At 69.8% G+C, this 22358-nt stretch carries 20 protein-coding genes; 2 read left to right on the top strand and 18 right to left on the bottom strand.

Features of this window, described 5'->3' with window-relative positions; all coding sequences use genetic code 11:
* Positions 1-169 precede the first annotated feature (169 nt).
* The 16 genes from Ssi02_RS35715 to Ssi02_RS35640 form a co-directional block, all read right to left on the bottom strand.
* On the bottom strand, positions 170-1210 hold the full coding sequence (locus Ssi02_RS35715) for a LacI family DNA-binding transcriptional regulator (protein ID WP_204032424.1): 1041 nt from the start codon (positions 1208-1210) through the stop codon (positions 170-172).
* Positions 1211-1583: 373 nt separating this feature from the next.
* Positions 1584-2363, bottom strand: a complete 780-nt coding sequence (locus tag Ssi02_RS35710; RefSeq protein ID WP_204032422.1) for an IclR family transcriptional regulator — start codon at positions 2361-2363, stop codon at positions 1584-1586.
* 9 nt (positions 2364-2372) lie between these two features.
* Positions 2373-2546 (bottom strand): hypothetical protein, encoded by a 174-nt coding sequence (locus tag Ssi02_RS39525; RefSeq protein ID WP_204032492.1) that lies wholly within the window; start codon positions 2544-2546, stop codon positions 2373-2375.
* A 54-nt stretch (positions 2547-2600) separates the two neighbouring features.
* A complete protein-coding gene (locus Ssi02_RS35700) occupies positions 2601-3719 on the bottom strand; it encodes an ABC transporter substrate-binding protein (protein ID WP_204032419.1) in 1119 nt (372 codons plus the stop codon).
* Between the two features lie 71 nt (positions 3720-3790).
* Positions 3791-4642, bottom strand: a complete 852-nt coding sequence (locus Ssi02_RS35695; protein ID WP_204032417.1) for an ABC transporter permease — start codon at positions 4640-4642, stop codon at positions 3791-3793.
* A 3-nt stretch (positions 4643-4645) separates the two neighbouring features.
* Positions 4646-5437 (bottom strand): ABC transporter ATP-binding protein, encoded by a 792-nt coding sequence (locus Ssi02_RS35690; RefSeq protein ID WP_204032414.1) that lies wholly within the window; start codon positions 5435-5437, stop codon positions 4646-4648.
* 80 nt (positions 5438-5517) lie between these two features.
* A complete protein-coding gene (locus Ssi02_RS35685) occupies positions 5518-6618 on the bottom strand; it encodes a Gfo/Idh/MocA family protein (protein ID WP_204032412.1) in 1101 nt (366 codons plus the stop codon).
* A 10-nt stretch (positions 6619-6628) separates the two neighbouring features.
* Positions 6629-7924 (bottom strand): acetyl-CoA hydrolase/transferase family protein, encoded by a 1296-nt coding sequence (locus Ssi02_RS35680; RefSeq protein ID WP_204032410.1) that lies wholly within the window; start codon positions 7922-7924, stop codon positions 6629-6631.
* A complete protein-coding gene (locus Ssi02_RS35675) occupies positions 7921-9021 on the bottom strand; it encodes a 2-hydroxyacid dehydrogenase (protein ID WP_204032407.1) in 1101 nt (366 codons plus the stop codon). The genes Ssi02_RS35680 and Ssi02_RS35675 overlap by 4 nt, the downstream gene beginning before the upstream one ends.
* Positions 9018-9815 carry an enoyl-CoA hydratase-related protein gene (locus Ssi02_RS35670; RefSeq protein ID WP_204032405.1) on the bottom strand — a complete coding sequence of 266 codons (798 nt, stop codon included), beginning with the start codon at positions 9813-9815 and terminating at the stop codon, positions 9018-9020. Before Ssi02_RS35670 ends, Ssi02_RS35675 begins: the two co-directional genes overlap by 4 nt.
* Positions 9812-11326 (bottom strand): class I adenylate-forming enzyme family protein, encoded by a 1515-nt coding sequence (locus Ssi02_RS35665; protein ID WP_204032403.1) that lies wholly within the window; start codon positions 11324-11326, stop codon positions 9812-9814. The genes Ssi02_RS35670 and Ssi02_RS35665 overlap by 4 nt, the downstream gene beginning before the upstream one ends.
* 14 nt (positions 11327-11340) lie before the next feature.
* Positions 11341-12816 (bottom strand): aldehyde dehydrogenase family protein, encoded by a 1476-nt coding sequence (locus Ssi02_RS35660; protein WP_204032400.1) that lies wholly within the window; start codon positions 12814-12816, stop codon positions 11341-11343.
* Between the two features lie 24 nt (positions 12817-12840).
* Positions 12841-13647, bottom strand: a complete 807-nt coding sequence (locus Ssi02_RS35655) for an SDR family NAD(P)-dependent oxidoreductase (protein ID WP_204032398.1) — start codon at positions 13645-13647, stop codon at positions 12841-12843.
* Positions 13644-14084: a Zn-ribbon domain-containing OB-fold protein gene (locus tag Ssi02_RS35650; protein WP_204032396.1), complete on the bottom strand. Its 441-nt coding sequence runs from the start codon at positions 14082-14084 to the stop codon at positions 13644-13646. The genes Ssi02_RS35655 and Ssi02_RS35650 overlap by 4 nt, the downstream gene beginning before the upstream one ends.
* Complete coding sequence (locus tag Ssi02_RS35645; protein ID WP_204032394.1) at positions 14081-15265, bottom strand: thiolase family protein; 1185 nt, start codon at positions 15263-15265, stop codon at positions 14081-14083. Before Ssi02_RS35645 ends, Ssi02_RS35650 begins: the two co-directional genes overlap by 4 nt.
* Before the next feature lie 2 nt (positions 15266-15267).
* Positions 15268-17385 (bottom strand): CaiB/BaiF CoA transferase family protein, encoded by a 2118-nt coding sequence (locus tag Ssi02_RS35640; protein WP_204032391.1) that lies wholly within the window; start codon positions 17383-17385, stop codon positions 15268-15270.
* A 103-nt stretch (positions 17386-17488) separates the two neighbouring features.
* Here Ssi02_RS35640 and Ssi02_RS35635 point away from each other — a divergent pair, with 103 nt between their 5' ends.
* Positions 17489-19675: a WD40 repeat domain-containing serine/threonine protein kinase gene (locus Ssi02_RS35635; protein WP_204032389.1), complete on the top strand. Its 2187-nt coding sequence runs from the start codon at positions 17489-17491 to the stop codon at positions 19673-19675.
* A gap of 81 nt (positions 19676-19756) precedes the next feature.
* On the opposite strand, the gene Ssi02_RS35630 is transcribed toward Ssi02_RS35635, so the two are convergent.
* Positions 19757-20983 (bottom strand): MFS transporter, encoded by a 1227-nt coding sequence (locus Ssi02_RS35630; protein WP_204032387.1) that lies wholly within the window; start codon positions 20981-20983, stop codon positions 19757-19759.
* Positions 20976-21227: a hypothetical protein gene (locus Ssi02_RS35625; protein WP_204032385.1), complete on the bottom strand. Its 252-nt coding sequence runs from the start codon at positions 21225-21227 to the stop codon at positions 20976-20978. Before Ssi02_RS35625 ends, Ssi02_RS35630 begins: the two co-directional genes overlap by 8 nt.
* Before the next feature lie 97 nt (positions 21228-21324).
* Here Ssi02_RS35625 and Ssi02_RS35620 point away from each other — a divergent pair, with 97 nt between their 5' ends.
* Positions 21325-22323 (top strand): NAD-dependent epimerase/dehydratase family protein, encoded by a 999-nt coding sequence (locus tag Ssi02_RS35620; protein WP_204032383.1) that lies wholly within the window; start codon positions 21325-21327, stop codon positions 22321-22323.
* Positions 22324-22358 lie beyond the last annotated feature (35 nt).

The raw sequence follows: 22358 nt of genomic DNA, 5'->3' as shown, positions 1-22358 counted from the left end.
AAGGGGGGTAGTGGTGTTCGCCGTCCCGTTCGTTGATCCGGCATTGCCGTCGGCGGAGACCCTGGGCGGGAACGGGGTGGTGAGCGGCCACGGTGCTCACCGTCCTGTCGGGGAGCTCCGGGAGCCCGGTGTCACGCGGGTCGCCGGGCTCCCGGCGGATGACCGGTGGTCAGAGGCCGAACAGGCCGGTGCCGGGGAGCGGCGGGGGAGCCGTGGACTCGCGGATCATCAGGGTGACGGGCAGGGTCACCGTCGAGATCTCCCGCTCGCGATAGATCATGTCGAGGAGCAGATCGGCCCCCCGAGCCCCCAGCTCATATGTCGGCACGCGGACCGTGGTGAGGGCCGGAGACATCCGCTCGGCGAAGTCGATGTCGTTGAAGCCGACCACGGAGACCCGTTCGGGACAAGGGATCCGGTTCTCCTTCAGCGCGTCGATCACCCCCAGTGCGAGCAGGTCGTTCCCTGCCACCACGGCCGTGAACGGCTTGCCGCGATTGAACAGGTCCCGCGTGCACCGGGTGCCGGCCGCGATGGTGTAGGCCTCCGCGCACACGACGAGCTCGGAGCGCCGCTGCAGGCCGTATCGGTCCAGCGCCGCTTCGAACGCCTGCAGGCGCACCTGTCCGGTGCTGGTGTCACCGGGGCCCGCCACGTGCGCGATGCGCTCGTGCCCCAGAGCCACCAGGTGGGCCATCGCGTCGGCGATCCCCTGCGGGTCGTCGGCGATCACCGCCGAGGTCCGGGCGTTGGCGCTCGTCCGGTTGAGCACCACCACGGGGACGCCGTTCTGGAGGAGCTCCTCCAGCGCCTGGTCCTCCAGGCGGGCGCTCGCGATCAGGAAGCCGTCGACCTGCCTGCTGAGCAGCGCCGCGATCATCCTGCGCTCGCGCTGCGCGTTGTTGTCCGTGCTGGTGATCAGCGCGGTGTATCCGGCCTTCTCCAGGCTGTCCTCGACGCCCCGGACGATGCGCGGGAACAGGGGGTTGGCGAGGTCGGGGATCAGCGCGCCAATGGTCTGGGTGCGCTGAGTGCGGAGCGCGCGACCGGCGATGTTCACCTCGTAGCCGAGCCGCCGTGCCACCTCGATGATGCGCGCGGCCGTCTCCGCGTTGACGCGCGACCGGGTGGCGGGATTGAGCGCCCGCGACACAGTCCCGACGTGCACGCCGGCTTCCCGCGCCACGTCCACCAACTTCGCCCCAGCCATGATGCAAACGATAGCATCTCCAAGCAAATGATCTTACCTGTTCGTGCCGCCCGCGCCCGGTTGGGCCGGCACGGGAACAGGCGTCGCCACGTCAGGCCGCCCGGCCTTAGGCGATGGACGGCCAGATGCAGGCGCGGGTCCTCCTCGCCGGTCGGAGGGGTGAACGGGCGGCCACGGTCGTCCTCCAGCACGGGTCTGGTCGGCATCACTGTTGATTTCCCCGATCCGTGCGATTTTCGGGTTAGACGGATGGGGTGGAAGCGCTGGGTCTTGCTGATCACTCTCTCTCATGCAGATCTCGTTCTAAGCATTACGCCCGGCCAGTGCGGCCGGGCGTTCCCATGCATCTCAAGCGACGATCAGCCGCCTCCGGTCAGGGAATCATCTGCCCGATGGCACCCGCCGCACGACGCAGTGTTGAAGCCAGCGGGGAAGCCTGGTCCATCTGATCTCCAAGGTCGACCCCGGAGACACTGATGGACGCGACCGGGGCCTGCCGTCGGGACAGGATGACGGCGGAGATCGCCTCCACTCCAGGCACCGCTTCGCCTCTCGACAGGCCGATGCCGCCGGAGGCTCGCGCGCTCTCCAATATCGGAGCCAATTCACTGCTCAGCTCAGGGCCGACGACGTCCACGAGTTTCTCCGGCTCGTAGTACGCCAACATGCTCCGCCCACTCGCGGTGCTGTGAATCGGGAACGTGTCGCCCACGGCGAGCACGAGGTCTAGCGGCGTGTGAGGGGTCCAGATTCGCTCGATGACCGCGGAGACATTGCCGACCGCGATGGACAGGGTCGCCGTCCACGGTTTGTCGGCGATCTCCCCGGCCTGCAACTCCACCATGTACGGCAAGGCCAGACGCCGCACCAGCAGATCGTCGTGGTAGCGGTTCGCCAGCAGGACAGAGGCCGGCCCGACCCGGAACAGGCCGCGTTCCTCCATCACCATGTCCGCCTGGAGCAGCGAACGCAGGAGCCGGTGGACCACCGTGCGGTCCAGGCCGGTGCCGCGGGCGATCTCTTGCACGGACAGGGGCGAACTGGTGTCACGCAGCAGGTGAAGCACGTCGAAGGCGCGGGTCACAGATTGCACCACCGACCGCCGGGACACCTGCTCTTCGGCACTGCCCTCGGTCCTGCCCGCTGCCGCCACTACCCCTCCTCAAGTTAGCGCACCCAGTCCAGAATAGTGCATTTTGCGTGCGTAATGCGCAACTTTTGTGCGCCAATTGTCGCGCGGGAGCCCGACGTCACCGGCCGAGACGCCCGGCGCGGCCATCAAGCCGAGCAGGCAGCGGGCCGGCGTGCTCTTGCCCGAGCCCGACTCGCCGACCAGGCCGACGCTCTCGCCCGGCTTATGCCGTACGGCGTCCCGGAAGGTCTGCGCGGCTCACCTCTTGGCGGGCTTCCAGCCGATCGCACTCAGCGCGGCGTCGGCGAATCGCATGTCGACCACCTCGTCGAACGGGAATCCCGTGGCGTTCGTGTCCGCCACGAGGCCGTTGTCGAACCACGCGGTGAGTGAGTCGCGTGTGACGTGCGGAGAGCCCCAGGAGCTCTGGATCAGCTTCCACGCGTAGTTCCAGATCGGCTCTTCGAGCTGGCTGAACCTCGTTTTACGAAGCAGAGCGCCGGCGCCCGCGGGATCCTCGACGAGTGCGCGCATCCCCCGGATCTCGGCCCGCATTATGGCCTGGTAAAGGTCCGGGTTCGCGTCCACGTCCTGAGTGCGGGCCTGCAAGGACATGCCCTGCATGCGGTCGCCCCCGCTGATCTCACCTTCCTGGTTGATGAGAAGGGGGACGGCGCCGAGCTCAAGCACCGCCTTCTCCGCCACAGGAGGCACTCCGACGAAGCCGTCGATCTGGTCGTTGGCCAGTGCCGCCAGCGAGTTGCCTGCGGTCTGCAACGGCACGATCTTCGCGTCCTTCGCCGGATCAAGACCCGCCTGCTTCGCGGCGAGCCGGGTGAAGCCGTCGGTCAGGCTGCCCGGGGCGGTGATGCCGAACCGGCCCCCTTTGACCTTGCCGATGGCCGTTCTGCGTTCTTCGAGGGAGCTTTCCGCGGTGACCCCGGCCCGATCGGCGAATTTCTTACTGACGACGAGCATGGACGGCATGCTGTTGGTGTGCGCGAGCAGCGTCTTGAGCCGCTGCCCTTTGCCCACGGCGGCCAGCAGTTCTCCGGGAGCGGACAGGTTGGCGTGGCCCGCTCCGGACAGCAGGCCGGTAAGCGCCGCCGGCCCTCCGCCGAGGAGGATCCGCTCAACGGTGAGGCCCTCCTCCTTGTAGAAGCCCTTGTCCTCGGCCAGGTAGGTCACCGACCACAGGACGAGCGGGTCCTTGGACGCGTGGATCAGCTTGACTGTGCCGGACTTCTTTCCGGCCGCGCCGGGAGCCGGCGCGCCGCATGCGGACAACACCGGTACGGTGGCCGCTGCCGCAGCCCAGCGGAGCAGCCGGCGACGGGACAGCTGGGTGGCGGAAGAGTTCGTGAGGGGGGACGTCATTGTGGACCGTTCCTTACTCTGGCGATGAAGAATTTCGGGTGACCGCCCCCTGATGGCCAACCGGTTTTTGATCAAGCGTTGTTCGAGCGCCACCGGAGAGTTCGCCGCTCCGCCTGGCTCACGCCCCAGGTGAGGACAAGCCCGAGCACGGTCGTGACCAGCAGGCTGGCGAAGGATCCGGCGGTGTCGTATTGGTTGGCGGTGACCGCGATCAGATAGCCGAGGCCCTCGTTGGAGGTGAACATCTCGGCGATCACCGCACCGATGAGTGCGAACGGAATGGACATTCGAAGGCCGGCGAACACCCACACCAGCGCGGAGGGAACGAACACCCGCCGGATCACGTCGAGCCGCGAGGCGCCCATCACCCTGATCACGTCGATCAGGTCGCGGTCGACGTCGCGAGCACCGGCGAAGGTGTTCAAGAAGACCGGGAAGAAGACCAGGGTCGCCGCGAAGAGCACCTTCGTTTCGAACCCGATGCCGAACCACAGGATGAACAGCGGGATCAGGGCGACCCGGGGGATGGAGTTCAGAGCGACGAGGTAGGGGTCGAGGATGCGGGCGATGATCGGGCTGATCCCGAAGGCCAGGCCGACGAGGATGCCCGCGGCGCCTCCGGCGGCGAAACCGGCCGCCGTCTCCAGCAGTGTCACCCACACCGCGGGCACCAGCTGGCCGTCGGCGGTGAAGCGCAGCAGCGCCGACCAGATCGCACTCGGGCTGCTGATCCAGAAGCTGGAGATCAACCGGTCGCTGGCCAGCTCCCAGGCCAGCAGGCCCGCAACGGCCAGGGCGATGCGGGCGACGGCCACGATGACCGTCTGCCGGCGCCGGGCCCTGACGCTGGGATCGACGAGGAAGACCTCGTCGATCGGCGGTCGCGACTCGACGCCTGCCTGACTTGCTACTGTTTCGGCCATCGCTCAAACCTCCTGTCCCTGATGGATGTCCTCCCTGAGTGCGGACCACAGTCGCTCGAAGTAGTCCCCGAAGCCGGGGACGAAGCGGATGCCGAAGACATCGCGTGGCCGGGGAAGGTCGATGTGCTCGATGGCCCGGATGCGGCCCGGCCGGGACGACATCACGATCACGCGGTCGGCGATCGTGATGGCCTCGGCGAGATCGTGGGTGACGAACACGAGCGTCTTGCCGGTTCCCTCCCACATCCGCAGCAGCTCCGCCTGGAGGACGAGCTTGAGCTGGGCGTCGAGCGCGCCGAACGGTTCGTCCATCAGCAGGACGTCAGGTTCGTAGACGAGCGACCGGGCGAGTTGCGCCCGCTTGCGCATGCCGCCGGACAGCTCGCTCGGGTAGTGCTTTTCGAATCCGGTCAGCCCGACCAGTTCGATGTAGCGGGCGATGCGCTCGCGACGGTCGTCCTTCGACAACTTCGCGTGTGCGCCGAGTTCCAGCGGAAGCGCGACGTTGTCCTCGACAATCCGCCACGGCAGGAGGTTGTCCTTCTGTGTGACATAGCTGACCTGCGTGTTGACGCGGGTGAGTGGCTGACCCCGGTAGAGCACCTCCCCGGTGCCGGGTTCCATGAGCCCGGCACTGAGGTTGAGCAGCGTCGACTTACCGCAACCGCTCGGACCGACGATCGCGAGCAGCTCACCTTCCTCCACCTCGGCCGTAACGTGAGCCAGGGCATGAACCCGCTGCTCGCCTTTGAAAAAAACCTTGGACAGGTCCCGAAATTCCAGGATCGGGGTCATACGTACCACCTGCGTCTATGTTCGGCACGCTAGGGGAGTTTCTATCCCACGCTGTGCGCATTGCGCGTAACGTGTGCGCTCTAGTATGAGTACGGGCTTACAACGCTGTCAACGGCCTGTGTGCTGATATCGGCCAGGAATTCGTGGAGGTTCACAGCGGCCCGAAAATCCGGCAGGGCAACGTCTGCGCGCTCCTTGCGGACGGCTGCGGCCAGCGCGGCATAAGCCGAGGCCACGTTGTGTCCTGGATGCTCCGCGGGCAGCGGCGATGCGTAGGGCAGCCCCGGACGCGGCTCCACCGTCTCGGCCGTGCCAGACCCGGGCGGGGTCACGCTGAGCGTCAGCCCGCCGAGCTGGGGCTGGCAGCTTCCCGCCAGGCGCAGCAGGCCCTCGGTGCCGAGGATCTCCAGTTCGAACGACTCGCTGGGGCCGGTCTGGGAGAACTGGGTGACGGCGACGACCCCGTCGTAGTCGAGCAGGACCACAAGATTGTCCGGCGCGTCTCGTGGCAGCCGCTCTCCTGTGTCCGTCAGGAACTCCGGCACGGCGGCCCACAGGCGGGCGGCACCCACCCGGGCCGGGCCCAGGATCACGCCCAGCATGTCGAGGGTGTGGCCTCCCTGGATGCTCAGTACGTTCGCGGCGACGTCGCTGTGGCGAAGATGCGCGCGATGCGCCGGCCGCGCCATCAGCCCGTGGGGCAGGAACAACCGCAGGTTGGCCGTCAGCGGCCTGCCGATGCGGCCGGCCGCCAGCAGTTCCGCCGCCGTGCGCACCTGCGGCGAGAAGCGTCCCTGCAAGCCGGTCAGATGAACCCGGTCGGGCCTGCCCTCCGACAGCGCGGCGAGCCTCTTGGCCTCCGCCACGTCACGGGCCAGTGGCCATTCGCAGTAGACGTGTTTGCCCGCGGCGATCGCCGCCTCGACGATCGCCGCGTGCCGAGGCACACGGACCGTCACGGACACGATGTCCACAGTGTCGTCGTCCAGGACCGCGTTCAGCTCGTGCGTGGCGTCTATCCCCCATCGCTGCGCGGCGGCGGCAGCCGAATCCGGATTCGAGGTCACCAGGCGGCACAGCCGCAGGTCGGCTGAGGCCGCGATGGCGGGAATGTGCGCGGTGCCGCTCCAGTGGTCGGCGCCGGCGCCGACCACTGCGACACCCAGTGCGTGTTTACTCATGAAAACTCTCCTATCGATATCCGGCGACGTGATCACGTGCCTGCCGGTCCAGGGACTCCCGATCCTCCGGGTGCGCGATCGCGATCATGCGGCGCACCCGCTCCGCGATCGGCCGGCCGCGTAGCTCGGCCTTGCCGTATTCAGTGATGATCACGTCCGCGTCGGCACGTGCCGTGGTGACCACGCCGGAGGCGATGCGCGGCACGATCCGCGGCCGGCCGGACGACGCGGTGCGCGACGGCAAGGCGATGATCGACCTGCCGCCCGCCGAGGCGAATGCGCCCCGGGCGAAGTCCACCTGCCCGCCGATCGTGCCTACGTAGGCGGAGCCCGCCACCTCCGCGGCCACCTGCCCGGTCAGGTCCACCTCCAAGGCCGAGTTGATCGCGGTCAAGCGAGGCAGCCTGCGGAGAATGTCCAGGTCGTGAGTGTAGGTGACCGGTTCCACCCGCACCTGGTCGTTACCGTGTGCGAAGTCGAACAGCCGGCCGGTGCCTATCAGCCCACCGGTCACGCTCACACCCCTGTCCACGGGCTTGGCGGCGTTGGTGACCGCGCCGGAGCGGATGAGGTCGACCACGGCGTCCCCGATCACGCCGCTGTGCAGGCCGAGATCACGCCTGCCCGTGAGCAGACCGGTGACCGCGTTCGGCACCGAGCCGATTCCGAGCTGTACGGTCGCCCCGTCCGGGACCAGGTCCACAACGTTGGCGGCGATGGCCTCGTCGATCGCCGACGCAGGCCGTGACTTCACCTCGACCAGGGGGCGCGACGTACGGACGGCGATGTCGATCCGGCGGGCGTCCACGGGGTGGCGGGAGTGAGTCCACGGCGCCTGGTCGTTGATCTCGGCGACCACCGTCCGCGCGGTGGGGATCGTGGTGGCGACATAGCCGCCCGCCGGTCCGTAGCTGAGCTCCCCCCGATCGTTCTCGCTGAGCTGCGCGATCACCACGTCGACCCGGAGCACTCCGCCGGCGATCAGCCGTGGCAGGTCGGAGAGATGGCAGGGCAGGATGTCGGCGACGCCTGCCGCGGTGAGAGCCCGGTTCGAGCCGACCGCGCCGAGTGTCTGGAAGGAGATCACATCGGCGTGCTCAGGGCGCACGACCTCGGCGAAGCCCGCACCGCCGTACAGGACCGAGAACCGGCCGATATCATGCCGCTGTGCGAGCAGCCGTTCCATGAGGGGCAGCGGCTCGCCCACCCCCTGGGTCCACAGTACGGTGTCGCCCGGCCGGACGATCCGCGTGAAGTCGAGGTCCGCGAGCGCGACGGCACGCGGCGCGGTCCGGTGGGTCGTCATCCCGCACCCACCACGCGTCCGTACGGCGGAGCCTCCCCGGCGAGGGCGTGCCGGATGTTGTCGAACATCAGGGCGGCCTCTTCGAGCACGTCAAGCCGGGAACCTCCGGCGATGTGCGGGGTCAGCACGACGTTGTCGAGGGCGCAGAACCTGTCCCGGGCGGGACGCGGTTCCACGTGGTGCACGTCGAGTCCCGCTCCGCCGAGCCGTCCCTCCACCAGGGCCTCGTAGAGGGCGTCCTCATCGATCAGCCGGCCGCGGCTGGTGTTGACGAGCAGTGCGCCCGGCCGCATCACGGCGATCTCCGCCCGGCCGAGGACCGGTTGCCTGGCGGTCGTGCCCGGGGCGTGCAGGCTCACCACGTCCGCTTCGGCGAGCAGCCCGGCAAGCCCGCGATACTCGACGCCCGCCTCGGCCTCGCGGCTCGGCGGCAGACGGACGGGGTTGGAATAGAGCACCCGCATGCCGAAGGCCCGCGCCCGCTCGGCGACGAGGCCGCCCACTTCACCCAGTCCGACGATGCCCAGCGTCCGTCCGGCGAGACGGCCGAGTCCGGTGAGGCCGGCCCAGTTGAAGGCGACTCCGCCCGGCGTTCCCGGACGGGCCACACCGGCGCGGACCGCTCGGTCGGCCACCGGGAGGCGCTTGACCAGGGCGAGCATCAGCAGAATCGCGTGCTCCGCCGTACACACCAGACTCGGCCGGGCAAGGCAGGACACCTCGACGCCGTGTTCGCGCGCGGCGGCGAGATCGATCCCGTCGCGGCGCCGCCCGAGCCGCTGCACGAGCCGCAGCCGCGGACTCGACTCGATCAGGTGGCGGGTCACCTCGCCGCGGCGCAGCACGAGCACCGTCGCCTGGGCCGGGGAGCGCACCGCCGCTACGCCGTCGGCGGATTCCAGGCCGGTGCGCATGCCTCGCAGTGCCGCCGGATCCACCCTGTCCGGCGCGAAGAACTCGGTCACATCCGCCCAGTCGGCGTCCGTGCGCGCGGTGAGCAACAGCCGGACGACGCGCAGGACGTGATCGTCGTCGAGGAACGCGACGCCCGCCGTCGCCCGCGAGGCAGGGGGGCGGGACAGCGAGACCTCGATCACGGCATGACCCCGCGGAAGTCCGGTTTACGCTTGGCACGCCACGCGTCGCCGCCTTCCTTGGACTCCGCGGTGCCGAAATACAGGGCGAGCGCCTGGAAGGCGAGCAGCCCGGAGCCCCGGATGCTCTCGCTGTCGGCGTTGAACGACCGCTTGGCGATCGCGAGGGCGGTGGGACTGAGGTCGTTGATCTCCCGGCACCACCGGTCGACCTCCTCGTCCAGTTGGTCGTCCGGGACCACCTGATTGATCAGGCCCATCGCCAGCGCCTCCTGTGCCGGATATTTCCGGCACAGGAACCAGAACTCACGCGCCTTCTTCTCCCCGACGACCCTGGCGAGCAACGCGGTGCCGAAGCCGGGATCGACCGAGCCCACCTTGGGACCGGCCTGCCCGAACACCGCGTTCTCGCTCGCGATCGCCAGGTCGCACAGGGTCACGATGACGTTGCCGCTGCCGATCGCATAACCGCGCACCTTCGCGATCACCGGCTTGGGCACGTCGCGGATGGCGGTCTGCATCTCCTCCACGGGGATGCCCAGCATCCCGCGGCCGTCGCCCACCCGATCGGACTTCTTCTCCGACGAGTCACCGCCCACCGCGAACGCCCGGCCACCGGCCCCGGTGAGCACGATGGCACCGATGTCCCGGTTCCACCCGGCGCGGAGCACCGCATCGGCGACCTCCGCGTAGGTGCGTCCGCGGAAGGCGTTGAGCCTGTCCGGACGATTGAACGTGATCGTCGCGACGTGGTCTTTCTCCTCGTAGGTGATGTCCTGATAGCTGTGCTCGGTCATATCCCCTCCAGGGGCTCGGTGGTCGCCGCGCGCAGCTCGGTCTTGAGGACCTTGCCGTAGGCGTTCTTCGGCAGTTCGGATACGACGTGGTAGCGGCGGGGGCGCTTGAACCGGGCGATCAGCTCGCGGCAGTGCCGGTCCACGGCCACCTGGTCGAGGCCGGTGCCCTCCGCGGGAACGACGAACGCGACGACCAGTTCCCCCCATTCGCGGTCCGGCACTCCGATCACCGCGGCCTCCGCGACGGCGGGGTGCGCGATGAGGACGTCCTCGACCTCGCGCGGATAGATGTTGGAGCCGCCGGAAATGATCACTTCTTTGGACCGGCCGGCCAGCGTGAGATAACCGTCCTCGTCCAGATGCCCGAGGTCCCCGGTGCGCAGCCAGCCGTCACGCAGGGCGTCCGCCGTCGCTTCCGGGTTACGCCAATACCCCGCCATGACCGTCAAGCCCTTGACCTCGATCTCCCCGGTCTGTCCCGGCGGGAGCGGGCTGCCGCCCGGGGCGCACACCCGCACTTGCACCACGCTCTGAGCGGTGCCGACACCGGCCAGCCGGTGCTCGTACTGCGGAAGCCCGGTGTCGGCGTGGTCCTGCCGGGACAACGAGGTGATGGTCATGGGCGACTCGCCCTGACCGTAGATCTGCACGAAACGCTGCCCGAGAACCGAGATCGCTTCCTGGATGTCGGCGAGGTACATCGGGCCGCCGCCGTAGATCACGGTCTTCAGCCCCGCCCCGTCCTCGCCCTTCGATCGGGCGGCGGATACGAGACGGCGGACCATGGTGGGGGCGGCGAACATGGATACCCGCCCCACCGTGCGGGCGAGGACAAGCACCTCGCCCGGATCGAACCGGCCGCTCTCCGGAAACACGTGCCGGGAACCCGCGCGCACGTGGGCGAGGCCGTACAGACCGGCGCCGTGTGAGATCGGGGCCGCATAGAGCACCGCCTCGTCCGGTCCGACGGCATCGACGTCGGCGAGATGACACAGCGACATCGCGATCAGGTTGGCGTGGGTGAGCATGACGCCCTTGGGGCGCCCCGTGGTGCCCGAGGTGTAGAACAGCCAGGCCACATCGCCTGGTTCCCGCTCGACCGGCGCCGCCGGGCCCGGCCCGGAGTGCCCAGGCCGGTCACCCGCGACGGGCAGGAACGCCACGCCCGGAACGTCGGGAGGAGAGTCGTCGTCGGTGAACACGACCGATGCCCCGGCGTCCGTGACGATCGTGACGACCTCCCCGGGAGCGAGCTTCCGGTTGACGGGCACGGCGATCGCGCCGCACCACCAGATGCCGAAAAGACACTCAAGGTAACGGGCGCTGTTGACGAGGTGGATTGCCACTCGATCGCCCGGCCTGACGCCGTGCCGCTCAGCGAGGTGACCGGCGATCGACGCCGCGGAGGCTGCGAAACCGGCATAGTCGGAAACCGTCCGGTCGCCGGTGAGCAGGGCCGGCGCGTGCGGCTGCCGGCGCGCGGTCGCGGCGAGCCACTCTGCGATGTTCATGCGTGCTACCGCCCTTACCGCAGCAGGATCTGCACGGTCTTGAGTTCCTGGAACTCTTCGAGACCGACTTCGCCGAACTCGCGGCCGGTGCCGCTGTTCTTGTAGCCGCCGTGCGGCATGTCGTCGATGCCTGCGGTGTTGTAGCAGTTGACGAACATCTTGCCGGTCCGCACGCCCTTGACCACCCGCAAAGCGGTGTCCATCGATCCGGTCCACACGCCGCCCGCCAGGCCGTAGGCGCTGTCGTTCGCCAACGCGACGGCCTCCTCCTCGGTCCCGAACGAGATCACCGAGAGCACCGGACCGAAGATCTCTTCCTGCGCCAGCCTGGAGGAGTTGCTCACCTCGTCGAAAACGGTCGGCTCGACGAAGTAGCCGCGCTCCAGCGCCGGGTCGGCCGGCCTGCCGCCACCCGTGAGCAGCTTCGCCTCGGCACGTCCGAGATCGATGTAGCCGAGCACCCGCTCGTACTGCCGGCTGCTGATGAGCGGGCCCATCGTGGTCGTCGTCTCACGGGGATCGCCCAGCACTTGCGCGGCCGCGTATTCCTTCAGCATCGCTGTGAATTCGTCGTGGACGTCGCAGTGCACAAGCAGCCTGCTGCCCGCCGAGCACTGCTGGCCGCTGTTGAAGGTGAAGGCGCCGATCGCGGTGCGCGCGGCGTCCTCAAGCGGCGCGTCGGGGAACACGATGTTGGCCGACTTCCCGCCGAGTTCGAGCGCCACCCGCTTGGTGTTCGCCGCCGCGGCCCGCATCACGGCCTGGCCGCTGGCGGTGGACCCGGTGAAGGCGACCTTGTCGACCTTCGGCGAGGAGGCGAAGTGCTGGCCCACCACCGCGCCCTGCTCCAACTCGGAGGTGACCACGTTGAAGACGCCGCCGGGCAGCCCGGCCTCACTGAGATATCGGGCCAGCAGCACCGTCGGTCCCGGGCAGAGATGGGAGGGCTTGGCGACGACGGTGCAGCCCGCGGCGAGGGCGGGCGCGAGCTTGCACACCACACCGAGCAGCGGGAAGTTCCACGCGGTGATGAGCGCGGCGACCCCGACCGGCTCCCGCAGGATGAGGCCGAGTGCGCTCGGGTTCCGCTCGCTGACGGCCGATCCCTCCGCGGACAGGGCGAGTCCGGCGTAGTACTGCAGGCAGCGAACGGAGGCCGCCACCTCGCCCAGGGCGAGTGTGACCGGCTTGCCCGACTCCAGCACCATGCGCTCGGCGAGCGCGTCGGCATTGACCGTCAGCAGCCTGGCCGTCTCGGTGAGGACCTCGTAGCGCCGGCGCGCCGGACTGGTCGGCCAGGTTCCGGTGTCGAACTCACGGCGCGCGATGTCGACGGCTCGCTCGGCGTCCTGCTCGCCGCCGTCCGCGAAGACCCCGGCCGGAGCGCCGTCGAACGGGCTGTGCCGCGCGAAGCTCGCGCCTGAGGCGGCGGGGCGGGCCGAGCCGTCCAGCCATAGGTCGAACTGAGGTGATCCGTTTGATGGCTTCACTGGATTCTCCTTGCGGGGGGTGGATCAGGTGTGGGTGAGGCCGCCGTCGCAGGCGATGGTCTGACCGGTGATGAACCCGGCTGCCGGGGTGCAAAGGAACAGGGCGAGGCCGACGAGGTCCATCGGCACCTCTTCCCGGGGAATGCACTGGTTGCCGATGAGCTTGGCCTTGCCCTCCGCGGTCACCGTCTGGCGCGGCACCTCGGTGAAGGTTCCGCCCGGCTGCACGGCGTTGACCGTGATGCCGTCCGCGCCGAGTTCCCTGGCCAGCGAGTTCGCCATGCCGACCATCGCGGCTTTGGACGTCACGTAGTGCAGGTAGTTCCGCACGCCGAGGGGCACCGCACCCGACATGATGTTGACGATGCGCCCCCAGCCGGCTGCGCGCATGTGCGGGGCCACCGCCCTGGCGCACAGGAACGAACCGGTGACGTTGACCCGCAGCACCGCGTCCCACTCGTCGAGCGGGATCTGCTCGAACGGCCGCATGGCCAGGCTGGAGAAGATCGCCGCATTGTTGATGAGCGCGTCCACCCGGCCGAATTCGTTCAGCACGGCGCCGACAAGCGCGTCGACGGACGCCGGATCGGCGACGTCGGTGCGTACGGCGAGAGCCTTGCCGCCGGCCTCCTCGATTTCCTTGACCACGTTGCGGGCCGAATCCTCGTTGATCTCGGCGATCACCGGCAGCGCACCCGCCGCGGCGAACTGGCGCGCGTATTCGCGGCCGATTCCCTGGCCGCCGCCCGTGATGACGACAACGCGGTCGCGGACGGCGAAGTCACGCCCACGCGGCACATCGGCGGCCCGCACGATATCTGTCTGGGTCATTCCTGCTCCTCAAGGGTTGATGAAGGGCCGAGGCGGGTCCATTGGCAGATGCGCAGTGGACCATCGGTGGTGGTGACGTCCTCGAAGACGGCGGTTAGCGGCATGCCATGGATGAGGTCGCCAACCGCAGTTCCGGCGATGTTCCCGATCAGGATCGGTCCCTCTGCCGTGCGCACCGCGGCGACGGCGTAGGGCACCGGAATGCCGGGGAAGTACTGGCGGTGGAACACGGTCCAGGCGAGGAGCGATCCCCGTCCGGACAGCGCCGTCCATTCGTGCTCCTCCGCGAGGCAATCCGGGCAGGCCGGTCCGGGCGGGTAACGGAAGCTCCCGCACGCCGAGCACCGCTGCAGGCGCAGCTCGCCCGCGGCGGCATATCGCCAATAGGGTTCGTCGAAGATCCCGCGCTGCGGCGCGGGACGAGGCGTGGTGGTCATGCGCGCGCCCTCCGGTAGATCAGTGAGGTGACCTTGCCGGCGACGTCGGAGATATATTGCGTGGTCCTGGCACCGGGAACCTGGCGCTCGCCGGCCTCGCCGCGGAGCTGGCGCACACACTCGGCCAGGTGCCCCCAGCCCTGCATATAGCTGCCTGAGAGGTGACCGCCGGAGGTGTTCACCGGCAGCCGCCCACCCGGGCCGAGGTCGCCGGAGGACAACAACTTGCCCGCCGATCCCTCCGCGCAGAAGCCGAACCCTTCCAACGCGAGGGGGACGTGGATGCTGAAGCTGTCGTAGACCTGCAACACGTCCACCTCGGACGGCCCCATACCGGCCATCGCGTAGACCTGCTCGGCCGCGTTCCGCTGGGCCGGGCGGTAGAAGTCCATAAGGCGCGGACGCAGGCTCGTCGCCTCGCGGTTGTGGTCGCTGCGCCCGATCCCGCTCAGCAGCACCGCGGGCCGGCGCAAGCGCCGGGCGCGTTCGGCGGTCGTGACGATCAGCGCGACACCTCCGTCGTTGACCAGGCAGTAGTCGAACAACCGCAGCGGCTCGCAGATGTAGCGGCCGGCGAGGTAGTCCTCGACGTCGAGCGGTTTCCGCATGACGGCGTTGGGGTTCAGCCGCGCGAAGGCTCGTTGCGCGACGGCGACCCCGCCGAGTTCGCGTTCGGTCAGCCCGGTGACCTCCATGTAGCGGTTGGCGAGGAGCGCGTACAGCGCCCCCTGCGAGGTGAGGCCCCATGGGGCGTAGTAGGTGTAGGCGAGGTGGCGTTCACCGCCCATCGCGCCCGGCCCGCCGTACGCGGTGCCTCCGGTGCGCTGGTCGTTGCCGTAAACCAGGGCGACGCATTCGGCGACACCGGCGTGGACCGCCAGCGCGGCCTTCACCACCGCCTGGACCGCGTCGGCCTGGTCCGCCCACCGCACGTCCATGCCGAGCACCTCACCGAGCCGCTCACCGGCGAGGGCCGGGCCGGCGACCAGCCCGTCGATGTCGCGGCGTTCGAGGCCGGAATCCGTGAGGGCACGCCGGAAGGCGGTCGCGGCATAGCCGTAGGCGTCTTGATATCGCTCGCCCCGGCGGGCGCGGCCGTAGTCCTCCGGGTAGTCGGTCTCGCCGACACCCACGATTGCGACGGTGTCCCGCAACGCGGACAGGCGCGCGAGGTCAACCATGATCACGATTCCTTTCCGGACAGGGAAGCGGCCCGGAGTGTCCTGCCGTCCTCCGCCGCCACCAGCCCGAACTCGGCGGCGAGGGCGGGGTCCAGCACCCCGAGCCGGGGCATGGCGGTGGAGACCACGGCAGGAGTGGACAGCAGGCGCATCGGTGAGCCGAGAACGGTCCAGGAGCCGCCGTCGGCGGCAGGCCGGTCGAGCACGAGCCCCCGGGCCGTGGTCTGGGGGTGTGCGAGGACGTCGTTCACCGTCGACACCGGCGTGCGCGTGCCGTCCTCGTCCAGCCACAGGCCGTCCTCGGCGGCGACGATGCGAGCATCCGCCGGGCTGACGTTCCACAGCCGATGGGTCGCCCACGCGGATCCGTCCTGCATCGCGAGGTCGAGGGCAGGTGCGGGGCCACCATGCGTCTCCCGATGTTCGACGGCGGCCAGAACCCCCAGCAGGCCGAACAGCCCGCCGAGCTGATCCGAAACGGAGATGCCCGCCTTCGTGGGGACGCCGTCGACCGTCGTCGCGCTCATCACTCCGGACATCGCCTGCACGACCGTGTCCAGAGCCGGTCGCCCGGGATATACGGTGTCGTGGCCGAATCCGTTGATCGAGCAGTAGACGAGATGTGGCAGGGCCGCCTGAACCTGCTCGGGGCCGAACCCCAGGCGATGCAGCGAACCCGGCTTGAGATTCTCGATGAGCACGTCGGCGGAGGCGAGCACATCCCAGAGCACCTGCCGGTCCGTTTCCTGGCGCAGATCGAGTACGAGCCCTCGTTTGTCGGTGTTGAGCAGAGCGAAGATGTATGACTGCCCGTCGGAGCGCAGTGGGGCGTTGTGCCGGTTCGCGTCTCCTCTCGGCGGCTCGATCTTGATGACGTCGGCACCGAGCGCGCCGAGTTGCCGACCGGCCAGGGGGCCGACGGTGTTCATGCCGATCTCCACCACCCGGATGCCCTCAAGCGGCCGCACCTCGGACACGGGATCGCCGCTGACCTCGCCGGCTGTCGGTCGGCTGGGGATGAGGGCGCCGATCTCGGTCCGATCCGCGTCACGGGCCGGAATCTGCGGGACCGGCTCTGTGCCGCGCCACCGGACCGGGCAGCCCGGGAGCAGCACCGCCTCTCCGGTTTCCGAGTCGACCGCGGAACGCACCATCCCCCGATGCCGCAGGTTCGGTTCGCCGGCCAGGCCGCCGACAGGTGTCACGGGACCGCTGGGGATCACATGGCGGCTGAGCAGGCCGACGCATTCCGCCACGGATCTCTGTGCCGTCCAGGCCCCGACGACGGCATCGATCTCGTCGGTGTGGTCCATCCGGCCGCTCGTCGTCGCGAACCGCAGGTCGTCCACCAGTTCGGGGCGATCCATGGCCTCACACAGCCGCACCCACTGCTCGTCGGTCGGCGCGCAGATCAGCACCCACCCGTCGAGGGCCCGATAGGAGTTCCACGGCGACAGCGTCGGATGGCGGTTGCCGTTGCGGGTCGGGACCCGGCCGATGAACGTCAGCGGGAGAAACGTGGCCAGGGCGTTCACCGCCACGTCATAGAGGGAGACGTCGACGCGCTGGCCGAACCCGTGCCGGCGCCGGACACGGAGCGCGGCGACGACCGCCGATGCGGCGTACACCGCGGACTCCATCTCCAGCAGCGGCGCGCCAAGCACGACCGGAAGCGCGTCGCGCCGTCCCGTCGTGTCGGCAACGGCCGAGACAGCCTCGACGAATGCCTCCGATCCGGGCACTCCGGCGAGGGGTCCTTCATGGCCGAACGCCGTGATGTCACAGAGAATCTGGCGGCCGGGCCGGGCCGATCCCCACAGCGCGCGGTCCTCGTCCGACAGATCCGAGGACAGGAGAACGACGTCCGCCGCGCTGACCAGGTCCTCAACCAGTTTCCTGTCGTCGGCCGAGGCTCGATCGACCACGATGCTGCGTTTGCCGGCGGCGGTCACGGCCCGGTCGCTCCACTTGTGGTCCGCCCTCTGCCGCGCCGGCTCGACGAGGACGACGTCGGCGCCGAGTTGCGCCAGCAGGCCGCCACATGCGGCGACCGCGATCCGTTCGCCCACCTCGACGACGAGACATCCCGCCAGCAACCCGGTGGAAGTCGCTGTTTCCATCTACACCTCTTGTGCGCAATGCGCTCGTTACGTGCGCTTTGCGTCGAGGTTACATCCATCCCGCAGGGTCGTCCAGAGGCGATGTGGCTGTTGATCGGCTTCGATGGCTACTCTCGATCGCGTGACGACGTCCGCTTTACAGCCACTTCGCCAAGGAGATCCCGCTTCCATAGGCGGTTACCGCCTGCTGGGCCTGCTGGGGGAGGGGGGACAGGGCACCGTCTACCGCGCCGAGGGCGAGGGCGGGCAGCAGGTGGTCGTCAAACTCCTGCACGCACGGCTCGCGGGCGACGCGGACGCGCACCGGCGATTCCTGCGCGAGGCGGAGGCGGCCAGGAAGGTCGCGCCGTTCTGCACGGCTGGTGTGCTCGCGGCGGGCATCGCCGAAGACGGCAGGCCTTACATCGTCAGCGAGTTCGTGGTCGGGGTCACCCTGCTGGAGCTGGTGCGCACCCAGGGCCCCCGCACGGGCAGCGGCCTGGCGCGGCTGGCGGTGTCGACGGTGAGCGCACTGGAGGCGATCCACCGCGCGGGCGTCGTGCACCGGGACTTCAAACCGGCCAACGTGCTGATGGGCGCGGAGGGACCGGTGGTGATCGACTTCGGCGTCGCCAGAGACGTGGACCGTACCACTCAGACGGTCGGCATCATCGGCACCCCGCGCTACATGTCGCCCGAACAGGTCGGGGGCGGCCCCATCGGCCCCGCCTCCGACGTGTTCAGCTGGGCCGCCACCATGGTGTTCGCCGCGACCGGCCACCCGGCGTTCCCCGGCGACGCGATGCCCGCCGTACTCAACGCGGTGCTGAACGGGGAGCCGGACCTGTCGGGGGTGCCGGAGCCGACCGCCGCACTTCTCCGCGCCTGCCTCGCCAAAGACCCCGCGGCCCGCCCGTCCGTTTCCGACATCCGCGAAACCCTCAGCGGGAATCGCCTACCGGCTCCACAACAGCCTTCGGAGCCCACAAAACACGAGCCTGCAAAGCACGAGCCCGTAAAAGGACACGAGCTCCCAAGCACCATGCCGACCCCGGTCTCCCCGCCGCACCCCCTCCCGCCTCCCGTCGCCTACCGCCCCCTCGACGACCGGCAGCACACCCTCCCCCCGCCGAACCCGGAGAGTACGGCGGAGCCCACGAGACCCCCATCCCCGCGCCGCATCCCCCGCCGCGCCGCCCTGCTGGCCGGCGGAGCGCTGGCCGCCTGCCTGCCCTTCGTCTACCTGTTCGCCCGCCCCGACGACGCCTCACCCGACCCCGAAGCTCACACCCGCGTGACCCCGGCGACCCCGGCCCAGGCCCCCTCACCTGTGGCGTCCGCCGTCACCCCACCCCCCTTCGGCCGCTACATGCGCCAGAGAATCGACCTCGCCGAACTCGGCGGCAAGCTCACCGGCCTCGCCGTCACCTCCCTCGACGCCACGACGGTCGCCGTCACCGCACACGACAACGGCCGTGTCGGCGTCTGGGACCTCCGCACCGGCGCTCTCGTCGCCAAGCACACCGAGAGCCGCGCCGGGGGAGTGACCGCCGTCGGCGGCCTCGACGGCCGCCCGGTGCTCGCGTACGGCAACGCCTCCGGAGCCATTCGCCTATGGGACCTGCGCACCGGGGAGTCCCTCGCCGAGCACGACGTCCGCGACCCGATCATCGGGGTCTTCCCCGGCGAGCGCCCCGTCGCCGTCTCCCAGAAGTACGACCCAATGCGCGACCTGCGCGGCACCGTGCGCTTCTGGGACATGCGCACGGGCCGGCAGATCGGCCCCACCGACAGCAGAAGCCACTGGCAGGGCGTCGACGCCCTCACCTCGGCCGGCGGTCTCATCGTGACCGGCGACGGGGGCGAGACGGTGCGGCGATGGGATCCGGCGGACGGGAAGATGCGCGGCAGCTTCGACACCGGCCGGATCGGCGGCATCGACAAGCTCGTCTCGGCCGTCCTCGACGGCGACGCCGTACTCGTCAGCGCCCACCTCGACGCGACCCTGCGCATCTGGAACCCCGCCACCGGCAAACGCCTCAAGAAGTGGCCCTTCTCCGACTACAGCCCGGACGACCGGGGCGTGGCCTCCATGGCGGTCACCACGGTCGGCGCGGACGTCATCCTGGTCACGGTCCACCTGTGGGACAAACGTATCCGCGCCTGGGATCTGAAGTCGGGCAAACGGATCGGCGAGCCGTTCGCCGGCATCGCGGAGACCGCCGTGGCGGCGGGCACCCTGGACGGCGTGCCGGTCGCCGTCGCGCACTGGAGGGGAACACTCCGAGTCTGGAGCCTCGCAGGCCGCTGACCTTCCGGCCTTTAGGCTCCCCGTCCAGAACAGCGCCCAGCCGGTCTGTCACTCATGGATCAACCCCAGTTGTGTCGAGGTTTACGGTTGACTGACCTCCGGGTCCGCGGGGCGCAGCGCGAAGAGGCCGAAGGCGGCGGTGACGAGGAGAAGCAGCAGGCCCGAGGCGATGATCGAGGTGGCGACGCCGGCCAGCTCGGCGGTGATGCCGCCGAGGACGACGCCGACGACGGTGACGTTCATTATCAGGGCGTTCATCAGCCCGACACCCCGGCCGCGCACATCCTCGGGCAGATCGCGCAGCATGATGTTGGCAAACGGCACCTGGAAGAGCCCGGAGCCGACACCGCTCAGCACACACCAGAGCCCGATCACCCCGAAGCCGAGGAGTTCCCGCAGCCAGCCGGTGGGGGCGAGCGCGATGAGCGACACCCCGAACAGCGCCACCGCGCCGATCAGCAGCCCGCTGGACGAGTGGCTGCGCCGTACCAGCATCGGCCCGATGAGGGCGCCGAGCACCGACCCGCCGCCGAACATCGCCTGGGCGAGGCCGAACTCGAAGGGCGGCAGGTGGAAGGCGGTCAGGAGCTGTGCGTTGAGGTTGGTGGTGAACAGGCCGAGCACCAGCATGACCGGCACGAGGAACGCCGCGAGGAACCGCAGCGACGGCACCCGCAGCAGCCCCTGCATCCCGGCCCGCATGGCCTGCCAGTAGGGCTCCCTGCCGCGCCCCTTCGGCACCTCGCGCAGCACGCCCATGCTGCCGAGGAGTACGGCGGAGGCCAGGAACGTGGCCGCGTTGAGGCCGAGCACGACCGGCACGCTGCCGAGCGCTATCAGCAGCCCGCCGAGTGCCGGTCCGACCAGGTTGAGGGTGTGGTTGGTGCTCTGGAACAGCGCCACGGCGGCCGGGAGGCTGTGCGAGCCGACGATCTTGGGGATGGCGCTGATCCGGGCGGTCTCGAAGAACGCCTTGCCGACGCCCTCCAGGAAGATCAACACGATGAGCAGCCAGAGTGTGTCGAGCGCCGGGATCATCGCCAGCACGATCAGCGCTCTGCCCAGGTCGGAACCTATCAGCAGCACCCGCGGCGAGACTCGGTCGGCCAGCGGCCCCACGAACGCGCTGAGCATCCCCACCGGCAGCAGCTGCGCGACAACGACGAGCGCGATGACGAGCACCGGCGCGTCGGTCAGCGTGGCCGCGACGTAGATGAGAGTGATGCGCGCGGTCGCGTCGCCCAGGAAGGAGGCGACGACGGCCAGCCAATAGCGGATGTAGGTTCCGTCCTTCAGCAGTTCAAGCATGCGGGTCCTCGTCGTCTTCGGCGTCTTGTCCGAACACCTCGCCGAGGACCGCGGCCACCTCGCCGACCTGGAACGGGCGCATCATCGTGTAGTGGTTGCCGCCGACGCCGCGCACCTCCAGCTCGCCGAGTGCCAGATCGCGCCACGGCCCCGACGGGTCGTACTCCTCGCTCGCGCGAAGCAGGGTTATCCTGCCCGCCTGCGGGGCGGCCCGGTAGTCCCAGAAAGGCCGGAGATTCGCCACCCACAGGTCGAGAACACCACTGATCTGCTCGTATCCGGCGCCGGCCGGAAGATAATCGGCCGAGCGTCATACAGAGAAGAGGGAAGGGCGGACGGGCATGAGGTTGCTGGTGCTGGGCGGCACCGAGTTCCTCGGGCGGGCCGTCGTGAGCGAGGCGCTGGCGCGCGGCGCGCACGTGACGGTGTTCAACCGGGGACGGCACGAACCCCCGCCGGGTGTGGTCGCGCTGCGCGGGGACCGCACCGCCCCGGGCGGTCTCGCCGCCCTGGCGGAGGGCGAGTGGGACCACGTGGTGGACACGTGGTCGGGCCGGCCGGTCCCGGTGCGCGACGCGACCCGGCTGCTGGCGGGCCGGGCCGAGGGATATGCCTACATCTCCAGCCGGTCGGTCTACACCTTCCCGGCCCCCGCCTACGCGGCCGAGGACGCACCGGTCGTCGAGAGTTCCCCCGGCGCGGGAGAGGACGGCGGCGAGGTCGGCTACGCCGAGGCCAAGCGGGGTGGGGAGCTGGCGGCCCAGGCGGTCTTCGGCGACCGGGCGCTGCTGGTGCGGGCCGGTCTCCTCGTCGGGCCGCACGAGAACACCGGGCGGCTGCCCTGGTGGTTGTGGCGGTTGTCGCGCGGCGGCGCCGTGCCCGCGCCGGGGCCGCACGACCTCGACCTCCAGCACATCGACGCCCGCGACCTCGCCGCATGGACCCTCGATGCGCTCGGCGCCGGGCTCGGCGGGGCGTTCAACGGCGTCGGCCCGCCCGGTTCGACCACGATGGGGGAGCTGCTGGAGACATGCCTGCGGGTGGTGCGGTCGGACGCGGAGTTGCGGTGGGTCGAGCCGGAGGCGGTGCTGGCGGCGGGAGTGGAGCCGTGGACGGCCCTGCCGATCTGGATGCCGCCCGGCCCCGGGCACGGCGGCCTGCACCGCGGGGACGTCGGCAAGGCCGTCGCGGCGGGGCTGCGGCTGCGCCCGCTTGAGGAGACGGTCGCCGACACGTGGGCCTGGTGCGGCGGCGCGCCGGAGGCGGTGGCGAACCGGAAGGCGGGCCTTGACCCCGCGCAGGAGTCGGCGCTGCTCGCCCTCTCGAACGGCCGTCCTTGACGGCGGCTTACCGGCTGGCTTCGCCGTACCTCATG

This window comes from Sinosporangium siamense, assembly GCF_016863435.1.
GTDB classification, from domain to species: domain Bacteria; phylum Actinomycetota; class Actinomycetes; order Streptosporangiales; family Streptosporangiaceae; genus Sinosporangium; species Sinosporangium siamense.
This window is presented reverse-complemented; position numbering and strand designations above follow the sequence as displayed.